Consider the following 21,384-nt stretch of genomic DNA (forward strand, 5'->3'; position numbering starts at 1 on the left):
TCCCGCAGGCGGGAGGGGCAGCGAGACTTACGAACTTGTTCGTTAGTCGCAGCGGGGTGGGCCTTTGCACCGTCGCTGCCCACCCCCAACCCCTCCCGCCTGCGGGAGGGGAGATGGACGGCAGCTTCCGGTCGAAACCGGCCGCTCGCGCACCGATTTTCCGAGCATGTTCGGCGCACGCAAAAGGGGCCGCCGGAGCATGGCTCCGGCGGCCTTCGCATTTCAGGGCAAGGACGTCACGCCGCGGGCGGAACACCCTTGTAGCTGTCGGTGCCGACCCAGCCGCGTTCGGACACGTCGACCATCACGCTTTCGGGGCCGGTCATCTTGTATTCGGCATTGTCCTTGGCGGGATTCTTGCCGAGGCCCTGCGCCAGGTTGACGTCGTGGCGCGGGGCATAGCCCGAATTCTCGAACCGCGCGACGACGTCGTTGATGTCGTCGCACTGGAAACCGATGTGATGCAGCCCGGTATAGCCTTCGGGGAACTCCATCCCCGCGGCGGGGCGGTTCTTGAAGCAGAGCAGCGCGATGTTGATATGGCCGTCGGTCACATAATAGCCGCGCGCGTTGCGGCTATCGACCTTGCCGGCGACGGTCCAGCCGAGGACGTCGGTGAAGAAGCCGACCGCATGATCGGGGTCGGCGGAAGCGATCGCCACATGGCGCAGGCGGGTGGTCATGTCTCGGGCCTTTCTGTTGGCAAGGAAATCAGGTGCCGATGCGGATCGGTGCGACGAGGTCGTTCAGCGCCGCGACGATGCTCTGCGCGGTGATGCGGCCGGTGCCGGGATTCTCGTCGGTCGGGATATTCTCGATTCCCAACTCCAGCCGCGCGCTGTCCGAATCGACGACGATGCGGTGCGTGTTGCGTTCGAGCGCGGGATCGGCCCAGATTTCGAGCCGGGTGCGTTCGGGGCCGACGCCCGCCATGCCGAGCGCGGCTGCGACGTTGACGTTGGCGGGAAAGGCGATCGCGCCCTCGCGCGCGCTGCCCTCGAAGATCTTGAGCGGTTCGGTGATCGCGGTGAGGTCGATCCTGTTGCGCACGACATGCTCGGCCTTGATCAGCGACTTGACCGGCTTGCGCGTTACCATCGTGACCGAGTGGATCGTGCCGACCGCCGCCGCGCGCACCGCGTCGAGCCCGAGCAGCGCGCCGGTCGCCAGGATCAGCCGCCCGCCGTGCGCGCGCGCGACGTCGGCGGCCTCGGGCCATTGCATCAGCGCCGCGCCGCTGACCGTGACCAGCGTCTTGCCGGCGCGCAGCGTGGTTTCGGCGATCTCGCGGAAGGCCGCGGTCGGGGCGCTGTCGATGACGACGTCGGACAGCGCGACCAGTTCGTGCGTGTCGACGATGGGAACCGGCGTCTTCAGCTGCGCCATCGCCGCTTCGGCGCGGCTGCGGTCGCCCGCCGAAACCGCCGCCAGTTTCAGCGGCAATTCGCTTGCTTCGATATGGCGCGCGACCACGCGGCCGATGGTGCCGAATCCGGCGATGCCGATGCTTTTCATGCCTGCCGCGCTAGGGCGGCGCTGCTATATAGGATAATATCCTTTGGCCGCCTTGATATCCTGAAAAGGATATAGAGCCCTGTGCTCTAACTATGCGCCATCTCAATCCGTTCGTGTCGAGCGAAGTCGAGACACCCATCGACCAAGCGCTATCCCGATGGATGTCTCGACTTCTATCTATTTTCGGTTATAGAAAAACTCATTTTCCATCTTTGACTGCATATCCCGGACCCCGCACAAGCATCGCCGATCTTTGGGGAGGACCGATGCACGCGCTTTTGAATCCGGAATTGCTGACGCTGGCGGCGATGATGCTGCTGACCGGGGCGGTCGGCGGCGTGATCGCGGGCATGCTGGGCGTCGGCGGCGGCATCGTTATCGTGCCGGTACTCGACCTCGTGCTCGCCGCGCTCGGCGTCGATCCGTCGGTGCGGATGCATGTCACGGTTGCGACCTCGCTGGCGACGATCATCCCGACCGCCATTTCCTCGCCGCGCGCGCACGAGGCGAAGGGCGCGGTCGATCATGTCCAGCTTCGCCGCTGGGGCATCGCTATCTTCCTCGGCGCGATCGCGGGGGTCGTCCTCGCCTCGCGCGTGTCGGGCGACGTGCTGTCGGCGGTGTTTGGCATCGTCGCGCTGCTCGTCGCGATCAAGATGCTGTTGCCTCTCGAAGGCCGGCACATCGCCGACGCGATGCCGGGCGGCGTCGGCGGCCAGCTCATCCCCTTCGGAATCGGCGGCGTGTCGAGCATGATGGGGATCGGCGGCGGCACGCTCAGCGTGCCAGTGATGACGCTGTTTGCCATCCCGATCCACCGCGCGGTCGGCACTGCCGCACTGTTCGGCCTGATGATCAGCGTGCCCGCGACCGTCGCCTTCGTCATTGCCGGCTGGAACGTCCCCGGCCTGCCGCCGGGCAGCCTCGGCTACGTCAACCTGATCGGGCTTGCGATCATCGGCCCGGCGACCTTTGTCACCGCGCCGCTGGGTGCGCGCATCGCGCACGCGCTGTCGAAGCGGCAGCTCAGCATCCTGTTCGGCCTGTTCCTCACCGTCGTCGCGGTGCGGATGCTGCTCCGGGCCTTCGGCTGAGATGCGATGCGCGCTGCCCCTGTTCGCCCGCTCGGTCGCCGCGCGGCTCTTGCGCGGATTGGCGCCGGTCTCGCGCTCGTCCGCGCCGGTCCCGCGCTCGCCGGCGCTTTTGGAAAGAAAGAGAAACGCATGACCTGGTTCGCCCTTGCCACCCGCGCCGCCGCCGAAGGGCCGCGCCCGACGATCCAGGTCGGCGGCGCCTTTCACGACCTGCACGATGCCGCGGCGACGCATGGCTTCGCGGCCGTCGCGGGCGACGTCACCGCGATCGTCCGCGACTGGGAGGCGCGGCGTGAGGGGCTGTTCGCGCTCGCCCGCGCGCTCGAAGGCGCCACCGGCGGAATCGGCGCACCGACGCTCGCCGCCCCGTTCGAGCCGCGCCGCATCTTCGCCGCCGCGTCCAACTTCATCGAGCACGCCGAGGAGATGCAGACCAAGCTCGCCGCCAAGGCCGAGAGCGAACCCTATATCTTCCTCAAGACGATCGAAAGCGTCGTCGGTCCCGGCGATACCGTCACCGTGCCGCCGCAGGTGTCGCGCCCCGACTGGGAGGTCGAACTCGGCGTCGTTCTCGGCCGGTCGGGCAAGAATGTCCCAGTCGATGCCGCGCACGATCTGATCGCCGGCTATACGATCGTCAACGACGTGTCGGCGCGCGACCGGACGCGGCGCAGTGACTTTCCCTTTTCGCACGACTGGTTCCGCGGCAAGAGCTTCGACAGCTTCACGCCGCTTGGCCCGGTGTTCGTGCCGCGCGACTGCCTCGGCGATCCGCACGCCATCCGCCTTGGCCTCAAGGTCAATGGCGAGGCGATGCAGGACGGCAACACGTCCGAGATGATCTTCAACATCTACGAACAGATCGCCTATCTCTCGACGGTCCTCGAACTCAGGGCGGGCGACCTGATCGCCTCCGGCACCCCCGCCGGGGTCGGCATGGGGCGCGGCGTGTTCCTGAAGGACGGCGACGTGATGGACGCGTGGGTCGATGGGATCGGCGAACTGCGCAACCCCGTCTCCGCGCCGCATCTGCCGCGCGCATGACCGAAAGAGTTGCCTTCTCGCGCCGCGCGCTGATCGTGCCGCTGCTCGTCGTCGCGGGCATCGCGGCGCTGACCCTGTGGAGCGCGTTCGGCGGTATGGCGCCGCGCACAGCGCCGCAGGACGAGGGCGCGCGGCCGGTCCGCTTCAACATGGCGTGGCTGCCGCAGGGCAGCATGGCGGGCATCTTCGTCGCGATCGACAGGGGTTATTTCGCTGACGCGGGGCTGGACGTCGAGCCCGTCCGCGGGTTCGGCGGGATGCGGACCGCGAACGAACTCGATCAGGGCATGTTCGAATTCGCCTATCTCGACCCGCTGTCGGTTGCGCTGAGCCGTGCCAAGAGCGGCAGGGTGCGGATGATCGGCGGCATCAACATGCGGCTTCCCGCCGGCGCCTGCTTCGTGCGCGAGCGCCACCGCGTCGAACGGCCCGCCGACCTTGCCGGCCTGCGCTTCGGGGCGGGGCAGAGTTCGGCGATCCAGGCGCTGTTGCCCGCGTGGCTCCGCGACAATGGCGTCGATCCCGCCCGCGTCGAGCAAATCCAGCTCGACCCCGCGATCGTCGTCTCCTCGCTGGTCGAGGGGCGGATCGACGCCGCCGAATGCTGGCTCGGCAATTCGATGGCGCTGTTCGACAAGGCGGCGAAGGCGAAGGGTGTCACCGTCGGCCGCATCGCCTATGCCGATTTCGGGCTCGACGTCTACGGCAGCGGCTTCGCGGCGCACGATACGCTGATCGAAAAGGACCCTGAGCTGGTGCGCGCCTTCCTGAAGGCCGCCTATCGCGGCTATGCCGACGCGGCGCGCGACCCGAAAGCCGCGCTGGCGATCATCCGCAAATCCTATCCGCTGCTCGACGAGGCCGTCACCGAACGCCAGATCCGCGAGACCGCCGAACTGATGGCGGCCGAGGGTGGCTCGCACCGCCTTCGCCCCGAAAAGATCGAGCGCACTGTCGCCACTCTGCAGGCGAGCGGCCAGCTTCGGGATTTCGACCAGAGCGCGCAGCTCTTCACCAATGCTTTCGTGCCCATGGGGAAACAGCCATGACCGATCCCGCTTTCTATCGCCCGCGCCCGACGCGGCTCGGCCATCTCGTGCTCAAGGTGCGCGACATCGACCGCAGCCTTGCCTTTTACACCGAAGTCGTCGGGCTGGAGGTGTCCGACTGGATTGACCACAACATGGTCTTTCTGCGCGCGGGCACCGATCATCACGATCTCGCGCTGCTCCAGCTTCCGCCCGGCCATACCGGCATCCCGGACGGTCATTATCCGGCGGTCGAGCATTTCTCCTATCGCCTCGAAACGATCGCGGAGATGGAGGCGGTCGCGGCGATGCTGGTCGCGCGTGGCATCCCGATCGACCGCGGCATCGGCAAGCACGGGCCGGGGGCGAACAGCTTCCTCGTCTTCCGCGATCCCGACGGCAACAATGTCGAATTCTATACCGACATGACGCAGATCGACGCCGACCATCCCCATACGGCGTCGGTGTGGAACGGGAAGGACCTGGAGACCTTCGACCGCTGGCACCTCGACCGCTTTCTGGTGCCGCCCCCGGCGCGCATTCAGGCGCTGCTCGACAAGGACGACGGCGCATGACGCGCGCGCCGTTCGGCCGCGATGCCGCGATCAGCGCGGGCTTCTTCCTCGCGCTGGGGCTGGCGTGGGAGTTCGGCGTGCGCTGGTCGGGGGTCGCCTCCTACCTGCTGCCGCCGCCGAGCGCGATCCTGGGCGAACTGTGGGATTCGCGCGGGCCGATCCTGGCGCAGAGCCTCGTCACGCTGACCGAGGTGTTCTGGGGCTTCCTCATCGCGGTGGCGCTGGGCGTGCCGATCGCGGCGCTGATTCATTTCTCGCGCACCGCGAAGCGCACCGTCTATCCGCTGTTCGTCGCGCTCCAGTCGATCCCGAAGATCGGCCTCGCGCCGCTGATCGTCGTCTGGTTCGGCTATGGGCTGGCGTCGAAGCTGATGATGGCGTTCCTCTTCGCCTTCTTCCCGATCATCATTGCGACATTGGGCGGGCTCGCCAGCACGCCCGCGCATCTGGAGGAGCATTTCCGGGCGCTGCGTGCGACGCCGATGCAGGGCTTCTGGCGGCTGCGCGTCCCCGCGGCGCTGCCGAGCTTCCTCGACGGGTGCAAGGTCGCGATGCCGCTCGCGGTGATCGGCGCCGTCGTGGGCGAGTTCGTCGGGTCGAACGACGGGCTCGGCAACCTGATCCTCACTGCCTCGGGCTCCGGCCACACGACGCTGACCTTCGCGGCGCTGATCGCCGTCACGGTGCTGTCGCTGCTTCTCTTCTACGGCGTCGCCTATTGGGAACGCTTCATCTGGTGGCGGGCGGCATGAGCGCGGTGATTTCCCTCTCGGGCGCGGGCAAGCTGTTCGGCGGTCGCCGTGTTCTCGAAAACGTCAGCGCGGAGATCGGCGCGTCGGAGTTCGTCTCGATCCTTGGCCCCTCGGGTTGCGGCAAGAGCACGCTACTGCGGCTGATCGCAGGCCTCGTTCCCTTCGAGGAAGGACATATCCGCTTCAACGGCGCGGATGTCACGGCACCGTCGGCGGATATGGGCTTCGTGTTCCAGACGTCGAACCTGCTGCCGTGGCTCAATGTCCGCGACAATCTGCTGCTCGGCGTCGACCTCGACCCGGCGGCGAAGCGTCCCGACGCGGCGGCGCTGGCCGATCTGGTCGAGACGCTGGGCCTGACGGGGTTCGAAGACAGCCATCCGCATCAGTTATCGGGTGGGATGCGCCACCGCGTCGCGATCGGCCAGGCGCTCGCGCGCGGGCCGCAGGTGCTGCTGATGGACGAACCCTTCGGCGCGCTCGACGCCTTGACCCGCGACCGGCTCAACATGGAACTGCTGCGCATCTGGCAGCGCGACCGCAAGACGGTGGTGCTGGTCACGCACAGCATAGCGGAGGCCGTGCTGCTGTCCGATCGCGTGCTGGTGATGTCGGAACGGCCGGGGACTATCGTCGAGGATGTCCGCATCGACCTGCCGCGCCCGCGCGACCCCAGCGTCACGCGCGAGAACCCGGCGTTCGGCGACTATGTCGTGCGGCTCAGCAAATTGATGGGAGTAGCGTGATGGACAGCGGAGTGCTGGCGACTGCGGGCGCCGAACTCTATTGGCAGGCGCAGGGCGAAGGACCGGCCGTCGTGCTGGCGCACGGCATCGGCGGCAATCACGCGATCTGGTATCGGCAACTCGACGCGCTGTCGCGCTCGAACCGCGTCATCGCCTTCGACCATCGCGGCTTCGGCCTGTCGCGCGATATCGACGGGCGCGGGCGCGATGCCTTTGTCGATGACCTGACCGCGCTGCTCGACCATCTGGGCGAAACCCGGGTCGCGCTCGTCGGCCAGTCGATGGGGGCGGGGACCTGCATCGGCTTCGCGCACCGCGCGCCCGAACGCGTCGCGGCGCTGGCGGTCTGCGACAGCCTGCACGGCATCGAAGAGAGTGCCGGGGTCAAGGCGCTCATGGACGCCGCGCGCGCGAAGACCGCCGCTATGGACCAGATCGAGCGCGTGCTGGGCGCGAGCGCGCCGCGCGAACTGGCGGTGCTCTATCGCCAGATCGCGAGCTTCAACGCCGTCGACCGCCACAGCCTGACCGGCAAGTTTGCGGCCCGGCCCGCCGCCGATCTGGGCGGCAAAGGCTTTCCCGTGCTGTTCCTGTGCGGTTTCGACGACATCCTCTTTCCCGTCGAGGCGATGCGGCTGGTGCAGGCCGATGTGCCTGGCTCCTTCCTCGTCGAGATCAACGACGCCGGCCATTCGGCTTTCCTCGAACAGCCGGTGCAGTTCAACGACACGATATTGTCGCTGCTCCAGATGGCGGGCCATGTCGGCCAGTCCGGCCCCGCGCACAGCAACGCCGCCGGTTATGTGCCGGTAGGAGGCGCGGCATGAGCGCCTATCCCTTCGCCGACCGGCCGGTCCTGAACTATGTCGACGGCGCCTTCGTCGAGGGTGACGGCTGGTTCGACAATGTGAATCCCGTGGACGGCAGCGTCGCGGGCCGCGTGTCGCTCGCCAGCCGCGACCTCGTGGGCCGCGCCGTTGCCGCGGGCCGCGCAGCGCTCAAGGGGCCGTGGGGCAGGATGTCGCAGGCCGAGCGCTGCAAGCTGCTCATCCGCATCGCCGAAGGGATCGAGGCGCGCTTCGACGAGTTCGCGGCGGCCGAGATCGCCGACACCGGCAAGTCGCTGCATCAGGCGCGGACGATCGACATTCCGCGCGGTGCCGCCAATTTCCGTGCCTTCGCCGCGCTCGCCGAAGCACGCGCGATGCCGAGTTTCCGCACCGACCTGCCCGACGGGCGCAGCGCGATCAACTATGCGATCGCGCGCCCGCTCGGCGTCGTCGCGATCGTCTCGCCGTGGAACCTGCCGCTGCTGCTGATGACGTGGAAGGTCGCGCCCGCCCTCGCCTGCGGCAATGTCGTCGTCGTCAAGCCGAGCGAGGAGACCCCCTCGACCGCAACCCTGCTCGCTGAGGTGATGGACGCGGCGGGCGTGCCGCCGGGGGTGTTCAACCTCGTCCACGGCTTCGGCGCCGACTCGACGGGCGAGTGGCTGACCGCCAATCCCGCCATCGACGCGATCACCTTCACCGGCGAATCGGCGACGGGCGGTGCGATCATGCGCGTCGCGGCGGCGGGCGTGAAGCCGGTCTCCTTCGAACTGGGCGGCAAGAACGCCGCGCTGGTCTTCGCCGACTGCGATTTCGACGAGGCCGTCGCGGGGGCGGTGCGGTCGGTCTTTTCCAACTGCGGGCAGGTGTGCCTGTGCACCGAGCGCATTTATGTCGAGCGCCCGATCTTTGACCGCTTCGTGAAAGCGCTGGCGGAACGCGCGGAAGCTTTGACCGTCGGCGATCCGTGGTCGGGCGCCGACATGGGGCCGCTGATCTCGCACGGCCACCGCGAAAAGGTGCTCTCCTATTATGCGCTCGCGCGTGAGGAAGGCGCGATGGTGGTGACCGGCGGCGGCGTGCCCGACCTCGACGGCGCGCTTGCGGGCGGCGCCTTCGTTCAGCCGACGATCCTCACCGGTCTCGGGCAGGAGGCGCGCTGCGTGCGCGAGGAGATTTTCGGCCCCGTCTGCCACATCGCGCCGTTCGACAGCGAGGAGGAAGCCGTCGAACTCGCCAACGATACCGACTATGGCCTTGCCGCCGCGATCTGGACGCGCGACGTGGGCCGCGCGCACCGCGTCGCGGCGCAGATGGAAACGGGCATCGTCTGGGTCAACGAATGGTTCCTGCGCGACCTGCGCACGCCGTTCGGCGGCATGAAGCTGTCGGGTATCGGGCGCGAGGGCGGCGAGCACTCGCTGAACTTCTATTCCGAGCCGACCAACATCTGCGTGAAACTGTAAGGGACCGAAATGGTGGACATCAGTGCAATCGCCGCGAGGCTCGACGCCGCCGCGCAAAGGGCGGAAGCGATCCCGCAGATCACGGGCGAGACGGGCGAACTGCCGCTCGCCGACGCCTATGCCATCCAGCGCGCCGCGATCGACCATCGGCTGGCGCGCGGGGCGACGCTCGTCGGCATGAAGATGGGATTCACCAGCGAGGCGAAGATGGCGCAGATGGGCCTCAAGGACCAGATTTGGGGCCGGCTCACCTCCGACATGGTCGTCGTGAACGGCGGCGCGATCGATCGCGCGCGCTTCATCCACCCTCGCGTCGAGCCCGAGGTGGCGGTGCGCCTGAAGGCGCCGCTGGCGGGCGAGGTGACGCGCGAAGAGGCGCTCGCGGCGGTCGATGCGGTCGCGGCGGCGCTCGAGATCATCGACAGCCGTTACGAGAATTTCCGCTTCGCGCTGGGCGATGTGGTCGCGGACAATGCGTCGTCGTCGGCCTTCGTGGTCGGCCCGTGGCTCGCCGCCGACACCGACGTTTCGGACGTTGCAATGGAGATGCGTGTCGACGGCGAAATTGCCGAGACGGGAACCAGCGCCGCGATCCTTGGCGACCCGATCCGCTCGCTGGTCGCGGCGGCGCGGCTTGCGGGCGCGGCGGGCCTCACGCTTCAGCCCGGCTGGACCGTGATGCTCGGCGGCGCGACGGCGGCGGCGGCGATCGGCGAGGCGCGCACCGTGTCGCTCGACGCCGGGCATCTCGGCCGCGTCGGCTTCACCATCGAAGGAGGCGCGGCATGAGCGGCAGCGCCCAAAATGGAGGGGGCAGGGTGATCCCCGGCAAGGCGCGCCCGCGCGGCCGCTTTCCGCATTATCGCCGCGCGGGCGATTTCGTCTTCGTCTCGGGCACCAGTTCGCGCCGCGCCGACAACAGCTTCGCCGGCGCTTCGGCCGATGAATATGGCACCGTCAGCCTCGATATCGCCGAACAGACGCGCGCGGTGATCGAGAATATCGGCGCGATCCTCGCCGACGCGGGCGGCTCGCTCGCCGACGTCGTCGACGTGACGAGCTTCCTCGTCAACATGAACGACTTCGGCGGCTACAATGCTGTCTACGCTGAATATTTCGACGAAGCGGGCCCCGCGCGCACCACCGTCGCGGTCCACCAGCTTCCCCACCCGCATCTGCTGATCGAGATCAAGGCGACCGCCTTCATCCCGCGCGCTTCGACACAAGGATGACGCCCATGCTGACCTATGGCCTGCCCTTCAACTTCCAACAGTGGATCGAGGATCATCGTGACGTGCTGAAACCCCCGGTCGGCAACGCGCAGATCTGGGAGGATGCCGACTTCATCGTCACCGTGGTCGGTGGTCCGAACCAGCGCACCGACTATCATGTCGATCCGCTCGAGGAGTTCTTCTACCAGCTCGAAGGCGACATGAACCTGCGCCTGTGGACCGAGGACGGCCCGAAGGACATGCCGATCCGCGAGGGCGACATCTTCCTGCTCCCCGCCTATGTTCCGCACTCGCCGCAGCGCCCCGTCGCGGGCAGCGTCGGTCTCGTCATCGAACGCAAGCGCCCCGACGGCCTGCTCGACGCCTTCCAATGGTATTGCGACGATTGCGGCCACATCGTCCACCGGGTCGAGGTTCAGCTCCAGAGCATCGTGCGCGACCTGCCGCCGCTGTTCGAGGCTTTCTATGCCAGCGAGGAACTGCGCACCTGCGGCCATTGCGGCACGGTCCATCCGGGCAGGCACGCGCCGGCAGCGGACGCCGGCTGAGCCGATCCTCAAATCCATCCACCGGGGAGGACGACCGGTAAGATTCCATACTCCAGGATTCCGAATGACTTGGATTGGCCCACTTCGTCATTGCGAGCGGAGCGAAGCAATCTAGGGCGGTCTACGCTACTCTGGATTACCGCGCGGCTTCGCCGCTCGCAATGACGATTCCAGCCAGTATCGCCACGCGCTAACCGCCTTTTTGAAAAAGCAAGCGGCTATTGATCGATAAACTCGATCAGCGTCGGGGGGAATTCCAATTTCCGTTCGCGCGCGCCGGGCGCTAGACAGGGGCCTTCCGAACAACCCAGCAGGAGGCTCTCATGTCCGTTCTCAATACCACGCTCAAGCCCTTCAAGGCCACCGCCTACAAGGATGGCAAGTTTGTCGACATCAGCGACGAGGATGTGAAGGGCAAGTGGGCGGTCTTCTTCTTCTATCCGGCCGACTTCACTTTCGTCTGCCCGACCGAACTCGAGGACCTTGCCGACATCTACCCGACCCTCCAGCAGATGGGTGTCGAGGTCTATTCGGTGTCGACCGACACGCATTTCTGCCACAAGGCGTGGCATGACACCTCGCCGGCGATCGGCAAGATCAATTATTATATGGTCGGCGACCAGAACCACAGCATCTCGAACAACTTCGAGGTTCTGCGCCAGGGCGTCGGCCTCGCCGATCGCGGCACCTTCGTCCTCGATCCGCAGGGCGAAATCCAGCTCCTCGAAATCACTCCCGAGGGCGTGGGCCGCAACGCCGCCGAACTGCTGCGCAAGATCAAGGCGCTGCAATATTGGGTCAGCCACCCCGGCGAAGTCTGCCCGGCGAAGTGGGAAGAGGGCGAGGCCACGCTGGCTCCCTCGCTCGACCTCGTCGGCAAGATCTAAGCCCAAAACAACGCCGTGTGTCCCCGCGGAAGCGGCGACCCGGAGCGTCTGGCCGCAATGCTGGCATGGCTTTGCTCCGGGCTCCCGCTTTCGTGGGAGCACATGGATGTTTTTCAGATTACAGGAACTCTCTCCATGCTCGATGCATCGCTCAAGCAGCAGCTTCAGGCCTATATGGCCAACATCCGCGAACCGATCGAACTGCTCTCGTCGCTCGACGACGGCCCGAAGTCGGCCGAGCTGGCGGGCCTGCTCGACGAGATCGCGTCGCTGTCGGACAAGGTCAGCGTGGCGCGCACCGACGATGACGCGCGCCGTCCGAGCTTCCTGATCCGCCGCGTCGGCGCGCCCGATGTGGCGGTGCGTTTCGCCGGCATCCCGCTCGGCCATGAATTCACCTCGCTTGTCCTTGCGCTGCTGCAGGTCGGCGGCCATCCGTCCAAGGCCGCGCCCGAACTGCTCGACCAGGTCCGCGGGCTCGACGGCGACTATCATTTCGAAACCTATTTCTCGCTGTCGTGCCAGAACTGTCCCGACATCGTGCAGGCGCTCAACCTGATGAGCGTCCTCAACCCGCGCATCACGCACACCGCGATCGACGGCGCGCTGTTCCAGGGCGAGGTCGAGGCACGCCAGGTGATGGCGGTGCCGACGATCTTCCTGAACGGCGAGACCTTCGGCCAGGGCCGCATGGAACTGGAACAGATTCTCGCAAAGCTCGACAGCGGCGCCGAGGCGAAGGCCGCTGAGAGGATCGCCGCAAAAGACCCGTTCGACGTCCTAGTCATCGGCGGCGGCCCCGCGGGCGCCGCGGCGGCCATCTACGCCGCGCGCAAGGGCATCCGCACCGGCATCGCCGCCGAACGCTTCGGCGGACAGGTGCTCGACACGATGGCGATCGAGAATTTCATCTCGGTCACGCACACCGAGGGGCCGAAGCTCGCCGCGCAACTGGAACAGCACGTCAAGGAATATGACGTCGACATCATGAACCTCCAGCGCGCCGAGGAACTGATCCCGGCGAAGCGCGAGGGCGGGCTGCATGAGGTGCGGCTGGCGAACGGCGCGTCGCTGAAGGCGCGCACCGTGATCCTGTCGACCGGCGCGCGCTGGCGCCAGATGGGCGTGCCCGGCGAGGACGAGTATCGCAACAAGGGCGTCGCCTATTGCCCGCATTGCGACGGGCCGCTCTACAAGGGCAAGCGCGTCGCGGTGATCGGCGGCGGCAATTCGGGGGTCGAGGCGGCGATCGACCTCGCCGGGATCGTCGCGCATGTGACGCTGATCGAGTTCGACGCCGAACTGCGCGCCGACGCCGTGCTCCAGCGCAAGCTCGCGAGCCTGCCCAACGTGCGGATCATCACCTCGGCCCTGACCACCGAGGTGCTCGGCGATGGCGGCAAGGTGACGGGCCTGTCGTACAAGGACCGCAACAAGGACACGCTGCACCAGGTCGAACTGGAGGGCATCTTCGTCCAGATCGGCCTTGTCCCCAACACCGAATGGCTGTCGGGCGCGATCAGCCTGTCGCGGCGCGGCGAGATCGAGGTCGACCATCGCGGCGAGACGAGCCAGCCTGGCATCTTCGCGGCGGGCGACTGCACCACCGTGCCCTACAAGCAGATCGTCATCGCCATGGGCGAAGGGTCGAAGGCGGCGCTGTCGGCGTTCGACTACATGATCCGCCTGCCCGCCGAAGCGGAGGTCGAGGTCGCCTGATACGACGCGGAGGCGGCTCGTCTCCCTGTAGGCACTCTTCGTCATTGCGAGCTGCAAAGCCGCTCGCAATGACGAAACGAGTCAATCCACAAGCATCGAAGCTGCGCCGCGCCTCGCATCGAGCCACGCCGCGAGGCGGATCACTTCGTCCTCGCTGAACAACAGCCCCAGCTTGCTGCGCCGCCACAGGATGTCGGGGGGGGATTGGGCCCACTCTTTTGCGCACATCCACTCACATTCGGCCGCCGACAGGCCGTGGGCGATTTCGCCGCCCAGCGCGTCCCAGTCGCCCGCGTCGCCCAGCCAGCGGCGCGCGTCGGTGCCGTAGGCGCGGGTGATGCGCTCGACCGTCGCGGCGGGCAGGAAGGGGTGCGCGAGCTTATATTCCGCGGCCAGCGCCGCCGCGCCGTCGGTCGCGAAATCGCCGCCGGGCAGCGGCGCCGTGCCGGTCCAGCGCCGGCCCGACAGCGCCCCGACATGCGCGGCGAGTTCGTCGACCGCATGTTCGGCGACATGGCGATAGCTGGTGATCTTGCCGCCATAGATGGTGAGCAAAGGCGCGCCCTCGTCGCAATCGAGGTCGATACGATAACCGCGCGTCGCCGCCTCGGGGCGGCCCGATCCGTCCTCGACCAGCGGCCGCACCCCCGAATAGGTCCAAACGACGTCGGCGGGGGTGATCGCGGTGCGAAAATAGAGGTTCGCGCCCTCGCACAGATAGGCGACCTCCTCGGCGCTCGCATGGACGTCGGCCAGCGACCCGTCATGGTCCTGGTCGGTGGTGCCGATCAGCGTGAAATCGCGCTCATAGGGAATGGCGAAGAAGATGCGCCCGTCGGGAAGCTGGAAGAAATAGGCATAGGGATGGTCGAACAGCTTCGGCACGACGATATGCGACCCGCGCACCAGCCGCATCCGGTAATCGGGCGGGGCCGAGGCGCGGTGCAGCACGTCGAGCACCGCCGGCCCGGCAGCGTTGACCAGACTGCGCCCGGTGAAGCGATAGGCGCGCCCGCCTTCGCCCGTCGCCTCGACCACCCACAGGCCGTTCTCGACGCGCATCAGGTCGGCGTGCATCCGCGTGCGGACCCGCGCCCCCCGGTCGGTCGCGTCGCGCGCGTTGAGCAGCACCAGCCGCGCATCGTCGACCCAGCCGTCCGAATATTCGAAGCCATGCACATATTGCGGCTGGAGCGGCGCGCCCGCCGCGTGCCGTCGCAGGTCGACCGAGCGCGTCGCGGGAAGTTTCCGGCGCCCGCCGATATGGTCGTAGAGGAACAGGCCGAGCCGCAGCAGCCAGCGCGGGCGCAGCCCGTCGCGATAGGGCAGCACGAAGCGCAGCGGCCGGATGACGTGCGGCGCGATGCCCCACAATATCTCGCGTTCCTTCAGCGCCTCGCGTACCAGGCCGAATTCATAATGCTCCAAATAGCGCAGCCCGCCGTGGATCAGCTTGGTCGAGGCCGACGAGGTGCCCTGCGCAAGGTCCCCCGCCTCCAGCAGCAGCACCCGCGCGCCGCGCCCGGCCGCATCGCGCGCGACCCCGGCGCCGTTGATCCCGCCGCCGATCACGATGACATCATAGGGCGGCGGCACGGGGTCGGTCATGCATCGGGTCTTAGAGGGGATGGCGGCCGTGTTGAACCCTTTTCCACCCTCCTCTTCAGAGGTGGGCTTGGAACATGATCGGCTCGCTTGCAAAGCCGCGTGCTCCCGCGCAGGCGGGAGCCCAGAGCGGGGAGAGCCAAGGTCGGCGCCACATCGCTCCGGGTCCCCGCCTGCGCGGGGACACGGCGTGGTTATCCAAACAGGATCAATGCCTTAGAGTCTATCCCGTTAGCGTGCATCAAACCCCTTGCCCGAACAGGACGGACTCCAAGGGCTGGCCGACCTATGCTGCGTTGCATTCCCCGGACGCATCCGCCATTTGCGTGGGGGCACAGGATCAAGGGGATAGCGCGTGAACGTCAAGGTCGAGACATTGGTGCTGTTCGGCGCGACCGGCGACCTTGCCCACCGGATGCTTTTCCCCTCGCTCTACAACCTCCATGAGGACGGGCTGCTCGCCGATACGCTGACGATCGTCGGGTCGGGGCGCACGCGGCTGGACCGTGCCGCCTTCCACACCCAGGTGCGCGAGGCGCTGGCCGATCACCTGCCCGGGGATCGCCTCGACGCCGCGGCCCTCGACGGCTTTCTCGCGCGCATCGACTATTGCGCGGTCGATGCCGGCGCGGGCAGCGGCTACGACGATCTCGCCGCGCTGCTCGGCGAGCGGATGGCGCGGCCGATCGGCGTCTATCTGTCGACTCCGCCGTCGATGTTCGGCGCCATCGCGCAGGGACTCGCCGCCGCGGGCATCGCCTGCGCCGAATGCCGGATCGCGATGGAAAAGCCGATCGGCCATGACCTCGCCTCGTCGCGCGCGGTCAACGAACAGGTCGCCAGCGCCTTTGCCGAGGATCACGTCTTTCGCATCGACCATTATCTGGGCAAGGAAACGGTGCAGAACCTGCTCGCGCTGCGCTTCGCCAACATGCTGTTCGAGCCGCTGTGGAACGCGCAGGCGATCGACCATGTCCAGATCACCGTCGCGGAGACGGTCGGGCTCGAAGGCCGCGTTTCCTATTACGACGGCGTCGGCGCGCTACGCGACATGGTGCAGAACCATATGCTCCAGCTTCTCGCGATCATCGCGATGGAACCGCCCGCGAGCGTGTCGGCGACCGCGGTGCGCGACGAGAAGGTCAAGCTGCTCCGCTCGCTGCGCCGGATGAGCGCCGCCGACGTCAAGGCGCACAGCGTCAAGGGACAATATGCGAGCGGCGCAGTCGACGGCGTCGCGGTCAAGGGCTATGCCGACGAACTCGGCCATGCGTCGAACACCGAAACCTTCGTGGCGCTGAAAGCGTTCATCGACAATTGGCGGTGGAAGGGGGTGCCCTTCTATCTGCGCACCGGCAAGCGGATGCCGAAGCGCCAGTCGGAGGTGCTGATCCAGTTCAAGCCGGTGCCGCACAATATCTTCGCGCGGGTCGGTGCGGCCGGAAGGGGCGGCGATCTCGACGCGAACATGATGATCATCAACCTGCAGCCCGAGGAGAATATCCGCGTGACGGTGATGGCGAAGCAGCCCGGCCTCGACCGCGACGGCGTGAAGCTGAAGGAGGTGACGCTCGACGTGTCGCTTTCGCACAGCTTCGCCGGCGAACGACGGCGCATCGCCTATGAACGGCTGCTGCTCGACTTCATCGAGGGCGACCAGACGCTGTTCGTCCGCCGCGACGAGGTCGAGGCGCAGTGGGAATGGATCGACGCGATCCGTGACGCATGGGACGCCGTGGACCTCGCGCCGCAGGCCTACACCGCCGGAAGCTGGGGACCGTCGAGCGCGATCGCGTTGATCGAACGCGACGGGGCAAGCTGGCATGATTGAGCCGCATCCTTCCCTTCTCCCCTTGGGGGAGAAGGATACGAAGCCTTGTCGCGCAGCGACTAGGCGGAGTTGGATGAGGGTCTCCGCCGTTGCTTTTGTCGCCGCCGTTCACACCCTCACCCAGCTTCGACTAGGCAGCAAGCTGCCAAGCCTGCGCATCCCTCTCCCCCAAGGGGAGAGGGGATTGGAATGTTCATGACTGACCTCCACCCCGCCGTCGCCGCCGTCACCGACCGCATCGTCCGCCGCAGCGCCGAACGCCGCGCCGCCTATCTCGCGCTGATGCAGCGCCAGCGCGACGCGGGGACGAATCGCGGTGCGCTGTCGTGCAGCAACCTTGCGCACGGCTTCGCCGCGGCGGAGCAGGACAAGTCGGCGATCCGTGGCGGCGCGGCGATGAACATCGGCATCGTCAGCGCCTATAACGACATGCTGTCGGCGCATCAGCCCTATGGCCGCTATCCCGAACAGATCAAGGTGTTCGCGCGCGAGGCCGGCGCGACCGCGCAGGTCGCGGGCGGCGTTCCCGCGATGTGCGACGGGGTGACGCAGGGGCAGGCGGGGATGGAGCTGTCGCTGTTCAGCCGCGACGTCATCGCGCAGGGCACCGCGGTCGCGCTCAGCCACGCGATGTTCGAGGGCGCGCTGCTGCTCGGCATCTGCGACAAGATCGTCCCCGGCCTGCTGATCGGCGCGCTGCGCTTCGGCCATCTGCCGGTGATCCTCGTCCCCGCGGGACCGATGCCCTCGGGGCTCGCAAACCGGGAAAAGCAGCGCGTGCGCCAGCTCTATGCCGAGGGCAAGGCGAGCCGCGACGCGCTGCTGGAGGCGGAGGCCGCATCCTATCACGCCCCGGGCACCTGCACCTTCTACGGCACCGCGAACAGCAACCAGATGATGATGGAGATGATGGGACTGCACGTCCCCGCCGCCGCCTTCGTCCATCCGGGCACGAAGCTGCGACAGGCGCTGACGCGCGCCGCGACCCACCGGCTGACGCGGATCGGCTGGAACGGCGACGATTATCGTCCGCTGGCGCGCTGCGTCGACGAAAAGGCGATCGTCAACGCGATCGTCGGCCTGCTCGCGACCGGCGGTTCGACCAACCATGCGATCCACCTGCCCGCGATCGCGCGCGCCGCCGGCATCGTCATCGACTGGCAGGATTTCGACGAGCTGAGCCATGCGGTGCCGCTGCTCGCGCGCGTCTATCCGAACGGCGCGGGCGACGTGAACCATTTCCACGACGCGGGCGGGACCGGCTTCGTCGTCCGCGAACTGCTGGGCGCGGGCCTGCTGCACGGCGACGTGCTGACCGTCGGCGGCACGCTCGCCGATTATGCGTCGGAGCCCGTGCTGGCGGACGAGGAACTGCACTGGCAGGCCGCCCCGGCCGAGAGTCGCGACGACGCGATGCTGCGCCCGGTCGCGGCGCCCTTCTCGCCCGACGGGGGCATGCGCCTGCTCGCGGGCAACCTCGGCCGCGCGATCATCAAGACCAGCGCGGTGGCGGAGGATCGCTGGACGATCGAGGCGCCGTGCCGCATCTTCGACGATCAGGACCGGGTGCTCGCCGCGTTCAAGGCGGGCGAGCTCGACCGCGACGTCGTCGTCGTCGTGCGGTTCCAGGGGCCGCGCGCCAACGGCATGCCCGAACTGCACAAGCTGACCCCGGCGCTCGGCGTCCTGCAGGATCGGGGCCACCGCGTCGCGCTGCTCACCGACGGCCGCATGTCGGGGGCGAGCGGCAAGGTGCCCGCCGCGATCCATTTGTCGCCGGAGGCGCTGCCCGGCTTCGACGGGGTCAGCGGGCCGCTCGCCCGTCTGAAGGATGGCGACATCGTGCGTGTCTGCGCGGTGAAGGGTGAAGTGACGGCGCTGGTCGACGAAGCCGAATGGGCCTCGCGCCCCCCCGCCGTGCCGCCGCCGCCCGCGCTGGGTGTCGGGCGCGAACTGTTCGCGCTGTTCCGCCTCCACGCCGACGAAGCCGAAAGGGGTGGCTCGGCGATCCTGGCGGCGATGGAGACCGTCGTCTAAATTCCAAAACCCCGTTTGTCCTGAGCTTGTCGAAGGACCGCTCTTTTCTTTAACGGGTCCAGAAAGAACGGCCCTTCGACAAGCTCAGGGCGAACGGAGATTGAAATGACCGATCGCAGCATCGCGCAGATCATGCGGCTCGCCCCCGTCATCCCGGTGATCGTCATCGACCGGGTCGCGGACGCCGTGCCGCTGGCCGAGGCGCTCGTCGCCGGCGGCCTGCCGGCGCTCGAGGTGACGCTGCGCACCCCCGCGGCGCTCGACGCGCTCACCGCGATGAAGGCGGTGAAGGGCGCGGTCGTCGGCGCGGGCACCGTGCTCGACCCTGCGATGCTGGCCGGCGCGATCGGTGTCGGCGCCGAATTTATCGTCTCGCCCGGCCTCACCGAACCGCTCGGCCGGGCGGCGGTCGCGAGCGGCATTCCCTTCCTCCCCGGCGTGGCGAGTGCGGGCGATATCATGCGCGGGCTCGACCTCGGCCTGTCGCATTTCAAATTCTTCCCCGCCGCGACCAGCGGCGGCATCCCGGCGCTGAAGGCGCTCGCCGCGCCCTTCGGTATGGCGCGCTTCTGCCCGACCGGCGGCATCACCGCCGCGAGCGCGCCCGAATGGCTGGCGCTCGACCCGGTGCCGTGCGTCGGCGGCAGCTGGGTCGTGCCGCCGGGCCCGCTCGACCCCGCACGGGTCGAGGCGCTCGCGCGCGAAGCGGCGGCGCTCCGTCCCTGACCCTCGTCCCGGCTTTCGTCAGAGCGGCGAATCGGGCGCATTGATTAACCCCGTCTTTGCTGTCATCGTGCGACGAAAGGCGGCGCGACAGCCGCTGGTGGGGGAGATGCGCGTGCCGAGGCCGCAGCCGCATTTGGAAGAAGTCCTCGCGTCCGAACCCGGACCGCATATCGCCGCGCTCTTCGATTTCGACGGAACGATCATCGCCGGCTATTCGGCGACCGCGATGCTGCGCGAGAAGTTCCAGCGCCGCGAGATGTCGGTCGAGGAGATCGCCGAGACCGCGAACGTCATCGCGCAGCACAGCCTCGGCAACATCGGCTTTTCGGGCGTGATGTCGGCCGCCGCCAGGTTCATGAAGGGGGTCGACGAGGACAGCTTCGTCGAATTCGGCGAAGAGCTCTACAAGAAGCATATCGCGCGCAAGATCTATCCCGAAACCCGCGCGATCATCGAGGCGCATCAGGCGAAGGGGCACCGCGTCGCGATCGTCTCGTCGGCGACCATCTACCAGATCGCGCCGACCGCGCGCGACCTTGGCATCGCGGACATCAAATGCTCGTCCTACGAGATAGAGGACGGGGTCTTCACCGGTGAGATCATCCGCCCGCTGTGCTTCGGCGAGGGCAAGGTGCTGGCGGCCGAGGAACTGGCCGCCGAATATGGCCTCGATCTCGACCGGAGCTATTTCTATTCGGACAGCGACGACGACATCGAACTGCTCGAACGCGTCGGCAAGCCGCGTCCGCTCAACCCGAACCTCAAGCTCAAGGCGATCGCCGAGGAGCGCGGCTGGCCGGTCCAGCGCTTCGCCAGCCGCGGCACGCCGTCGTGGGTCGATTATACCCGCACCCTCTATGCGACCGGCTCGCTCGTCGGCGCCTTCGCCGCGGGATTGCCGATCTGGGCGCTGACCCGTTCGCAGCGCGAGGCGGCGAATTTCTCGATCGGCCTGTTCGGCGATTTCGCGACCGCGATCACCGGCGTCGAGCTGGAGGTGGAGGACGAAAAACACCTCTGGTCGGCGCGACCCTGCGTCTTCATCTTCAATCACCAGAGCAAGGCGGACGTGATGATCCTCGCCAAGCTCATCCGCCGCGACATGGGCGGAGTGGGAAAGAAGGAGATCAAGGATATCCCCATATTGGGGAAGCTGATGGAATGGGGCGGCACCGTCTTCGTCGACCGCGCCGACGGCAAGAGCGCGATCAAGGCGATGGAGCCGCTGGTCGACGCGATCCGGATCGAGGGCAAGTCGATCTGCATCGCGCCGGAGGGCACGCGCACGCTGACCCCGAAGCTCGGCGCGTTCAAGAAGGGCGCCTTTCACCTCGCGATGCAGGCGGGGGTGCCGATCGTCCCGATCGTCATCCACAACGCCACCGACGTCGCGCCCAAGAACGAGTTCGTGATGCGCCCCGCGACGGTGCGCGTCACCGTGCTGCCGCCGGTCGATACGTCGAAGTGGAGCGTCAAGACGCTGAACGCACATGTCCGCGACGTCCGCAACCTGTTCCTGCGCACGCTGGGGCAGGATGAGGAGGAAGAAGGCGGGGCGGCAGAGGCGACGCCGCCGAAGAAGAACGCGCGCAAGGTCGCAGCCGCGAAGAAGGTGGCACCAAGGAAAAAGCCGACAACGAAGAAATCCTCCCCTCGAAAGGGAAGGACAGCCTAGGGCATGAATCACCTCGTCATTGCGAGCGTAGCGAAGCCATCTCCAGCCGTCGGACCTGGATCGTCTTTGCGAAC

General features: G+C 67.5%; 20 protein-coding genes. 17 read left to right on the forward strand and 3 right to left on the reverse strand.

The window, feature by feature from the left end:
* Positions 1-236 precede the first annotated feature (236 nt).
* Entirely contained in the window at positions 237-683 is a 447-nt protein-coding gene (locus tag ABS88_RS07185; protein ID WP_067112222.1) for a VOC family protein, read from the reverse strand.
* 28 nt (positions 684-711) lie between these two features.
* On the reverse strand, positions 712-1,515 hold the full coding sequence (locus ABS88_RS07190; RefSeq protein ID WP_076076787.1) for an aspartate dehydrogenase: 804 nt from the start codon (positions 1,513-1,515) through the stop codon (positions 712-714).
* A 266-nt stretch (positions 1,516-1,781) separates the two neighbouring features.
* On the opposite strand from ABS88_RS07190, the gene ABS88_RS07195 reads away from it, so the two are divergent.
* The 13 genes from ABS88_RS07195 (at position 1,782) to ahpF (ending at position 13,436) form a co-directional block, all read left to right on the forward strand.
* Positions 1,782-2,609 (forward strand): sulfite exporter TauE/SafE family protein, encoded by an 828-nt coding sequence (locus tag ABS88_RS07195; protein WP_286749521.1) that lies wholly within the window; start codon positions 1,782-1,784, stop codon positions 2,607-2,609.
* A 129-nt stretch (positions 2,610-2,738) separates the two neighbouring features.
* Positions 2,739-3,653 (forward strand): fumarylacetoacetate hydrolase family protein, encoded by a 915-nt coding sequence (locus ABS88_RS07200; protein WP_076076785.1) that lies wholly within the window; start codon positions 2,739-2,741, stop codon positions 3,651-3,653.
* Positions 3,650-4,702 carry an ABC transporter substrate-binding protein gene (locus tag ABS88_RS07205; protein ID WP_076076782.1) on the forward strand — a complete coding sequence of 351 codons (1,053 nt, stop codon included), beginning with the start codon at positions 3,650-3,652 and terminating at the stop codon, positions 4,700-4,702. The genes ABS88_RS07200 and ABS88_RS07205 overlap by 4 nt, the downstream gene beginning before the upstream one ends.
* Complete coding sequence (locus tag ABS88_RS07210) at positions 4,699-5,256, forward strand: VOC family protein (RefSeq protein WP_076076779.1); 558 nt, start codon at positions 4,699-4,701, stop codon at positions 5,254-5,256. The genes ABS88_RS07205 and ABS88_RS07210 overlap by 4 nt, the downstream gene beginning before the upstream one ends.
* Positions 5,253-6,008 (forward strand): ABC transporter permease, encoded by a 756-nt coding sequence (locus ABS88_RS07215; RefSeq protein WP_076076777.1) that lies wholly within the window; start codon positions 5,253-5,255, stop codon positions 6,006-6,008. Before ABS88_RS07210 ends, ABS88_RS07215 begins: the two co-directional genes overlap by 4 nt.
* On the forward strand, positions 5,975-6,754 hold the full coding sequence (locus tag ABS88_RS07220) for an ABC transporter ATP-binding protein (protein WP_255211505.1): 780 nt from the start codon (positions 5,975-5,977) through the stop codon (positions 6,752-6,754). The genes ABS88_RS07215 and ABS88_RS07220 overlap by 34 nt, the downstream gene beginning before the upstream one ends.
* The gene (locus ABS88_RS07225; RefSeq protein WP_076076774.1) at positions 6,754-7,581 is read left to right on the forward strand and encodes an alpha/beta fold hydrolase; all 828 of its coding nucleotides are present in this window, start codon (positions 6,754-6,756) and stop codon (positions 7,579-7,581) included. Before ABS88_RS07220 ends, ABS88_RS07225 begins: the two co-directional genes overlap by 1 nt.
* Positions 7,578-9,050 (forward strand): 2-hydroxymuconic semialdehyde dehydrogenase, encoded by a 1,473-nt coding sequence (locus ABS88_RS07230; RefSeq protein WP_076076771.1) that lies wholly within the window; start codon positions 7,578-7,580, stop codon positions 9,048-9,050. Before ABS88_RS07225 ends, ABS88_RS07230 begins: the two co-directional genes overlap by 4 nt.
* A 9-nt stretch (positions 9,051-9,059) precedes the next feature.
* Positions 9,060-9,839, forward strand: a complete 780-nt coding sequence (locus tag ABS88_RS07235) for a 2-keto-4-pentenoate hydratase (RefSeq protein WP_083675151.1) — start codon at positions 9,060-9,062, stop codon at positions 9,837-9,839.
* The gene (locus ABS88_RS07240; RefSeq protein WP_067185885.1) at positions 9,836-10,282 is read left to right on the forward strand and encodes a RidA family protein; all 447 of its coding nucleotides are present in this window, start codon (positions 9,836-9,838) and stop codon (positions 10,280-10,282) included. The genes ABS88_RS07235 and ABS88_RS07240 overlap by 4 nt, the downstream gene beginning before the upstream one ends.
* Before the next feature lie 5 nt (positions 10,283-10,287).
* Complete coding sequence (locus ABS88_RS07245) at positions 10,288-10,830, forward strand: 3-hydroxyanthranilate 3,4-dioxygenase (protein ID WP_076076770.1); 543 nt, start codon at positions 10,288-10,290, stop codon at positions 10,828-10,830.
* A 323-nt stretch (positions 10,831-11,153) separates the two neighbouring features.
* The gene (gene ahpC / locus ABS88_RS07250; RefSeq protein WP_076076768.1) at positions 11,154-11,717 is read left to right on the forward strand and encodes an alkyl hydroperoxide reductase subunit C; all 564 of its coding nucleotides are present in this window, start codon (positions 11,154-11,156) and stop codon (positions 11,715-11,717) included.
* Positions 11,718-11,852: 135 nt separating this feature from the next.
* Positions 11,853-13,436, forward strand: a complete 1,584-nt coding sequence (ahpF, locus tag ABS88_RS07255; protein ID WP_076076767.1) for an alkyl hydroperoxide reductase subunit F — start codon at positions 11,853-11,855, stop codon at positions 13,434-13,436.
* Positions 13,437-13,517: 81 nt separating this feature from the next.
* Here ahpF and glpD read toward each other — a convergent pair whose 3' ends face one another.
* The gene (gene glpD, locus ABS88_RS07260) at positions 13,518-15,044 is read right to left on the reverse strand and encodes a glycerol-3-phosphate dehydrogenase (RefSeq protein ID WP_076076765.1); all 1,527 of its coding nucleotides are present in this window, start codon (positions 15,042-15,044) and stop codon (positions 13,518-13,520) included.
* A 412-nt stretch (positions 15,045-15,456) separates the two neighbouring features.
* Between glpD and zwf the strand changes: the two genes are divergently transcribed.
* From zwf to ABS88_RS07280, 4 genes are all read left to right on the forward strand, one after another.
* Positions 15,457-16,872: a glucose-6-phosphate dehydrogenase gene (zwf, locus tag ABS88_RS07265; RefSeq protein ID WP_234002677.1), complete on the forward strand. Its 1,416-nt coding sequence runs from the start codon at positions 15,457-15,459 to the stop codon at positions 16,870-16,872.
* A gap of 195 nt (positions 16,873-17,067) precedes the next feature.
* A complete protein-coding gene (gene edd, locus ABS88_RS07270; RefSeq protein WP_104960371.1) occupies positions 17,068-18,909 on the forward strand; it encodes a phosphogluconate dehydratase in 1,842 nt (613 codons plus the stop codon).
* A 105-nt stretch (positions 18,910-19,014) separates the two neighbouring features.
* Complete coding sequence (gene eda / locus ABS88_RS07275; RefSeq protein WP_104959848.1) at positions 19,015-19,635, forward strand: bifunctional 4-hydroxy-2-oxoglutarate aldolase/2-dehydro-3-deoxy-phosphogluconate aldolase; 621 nt, start codon at positions 19,015-19,017, stop codon at positions 19,633-19,635.
* 106 nt (positions 19,636-19,741) lie between these two features.
* Positions 19,742-21,310 carry an HAD-IB family hydrolase gene (locus tag ABS88_RS07280; RefSeq protein ID WP_104959847.1) on the forward strand — a complete coding sequence of 523 codons (1,569 nt, stop codon included), beginning with the start codon at positions 19,742-19,744 and terminating at the stop codon, positions 21,308-21,310.
* Positions 21,311-21,384: the final 74 nt, after the last annotated feature.

The organism is Sphingopyxis sp. SCN 67-31 (assembly GCF_001725095.1).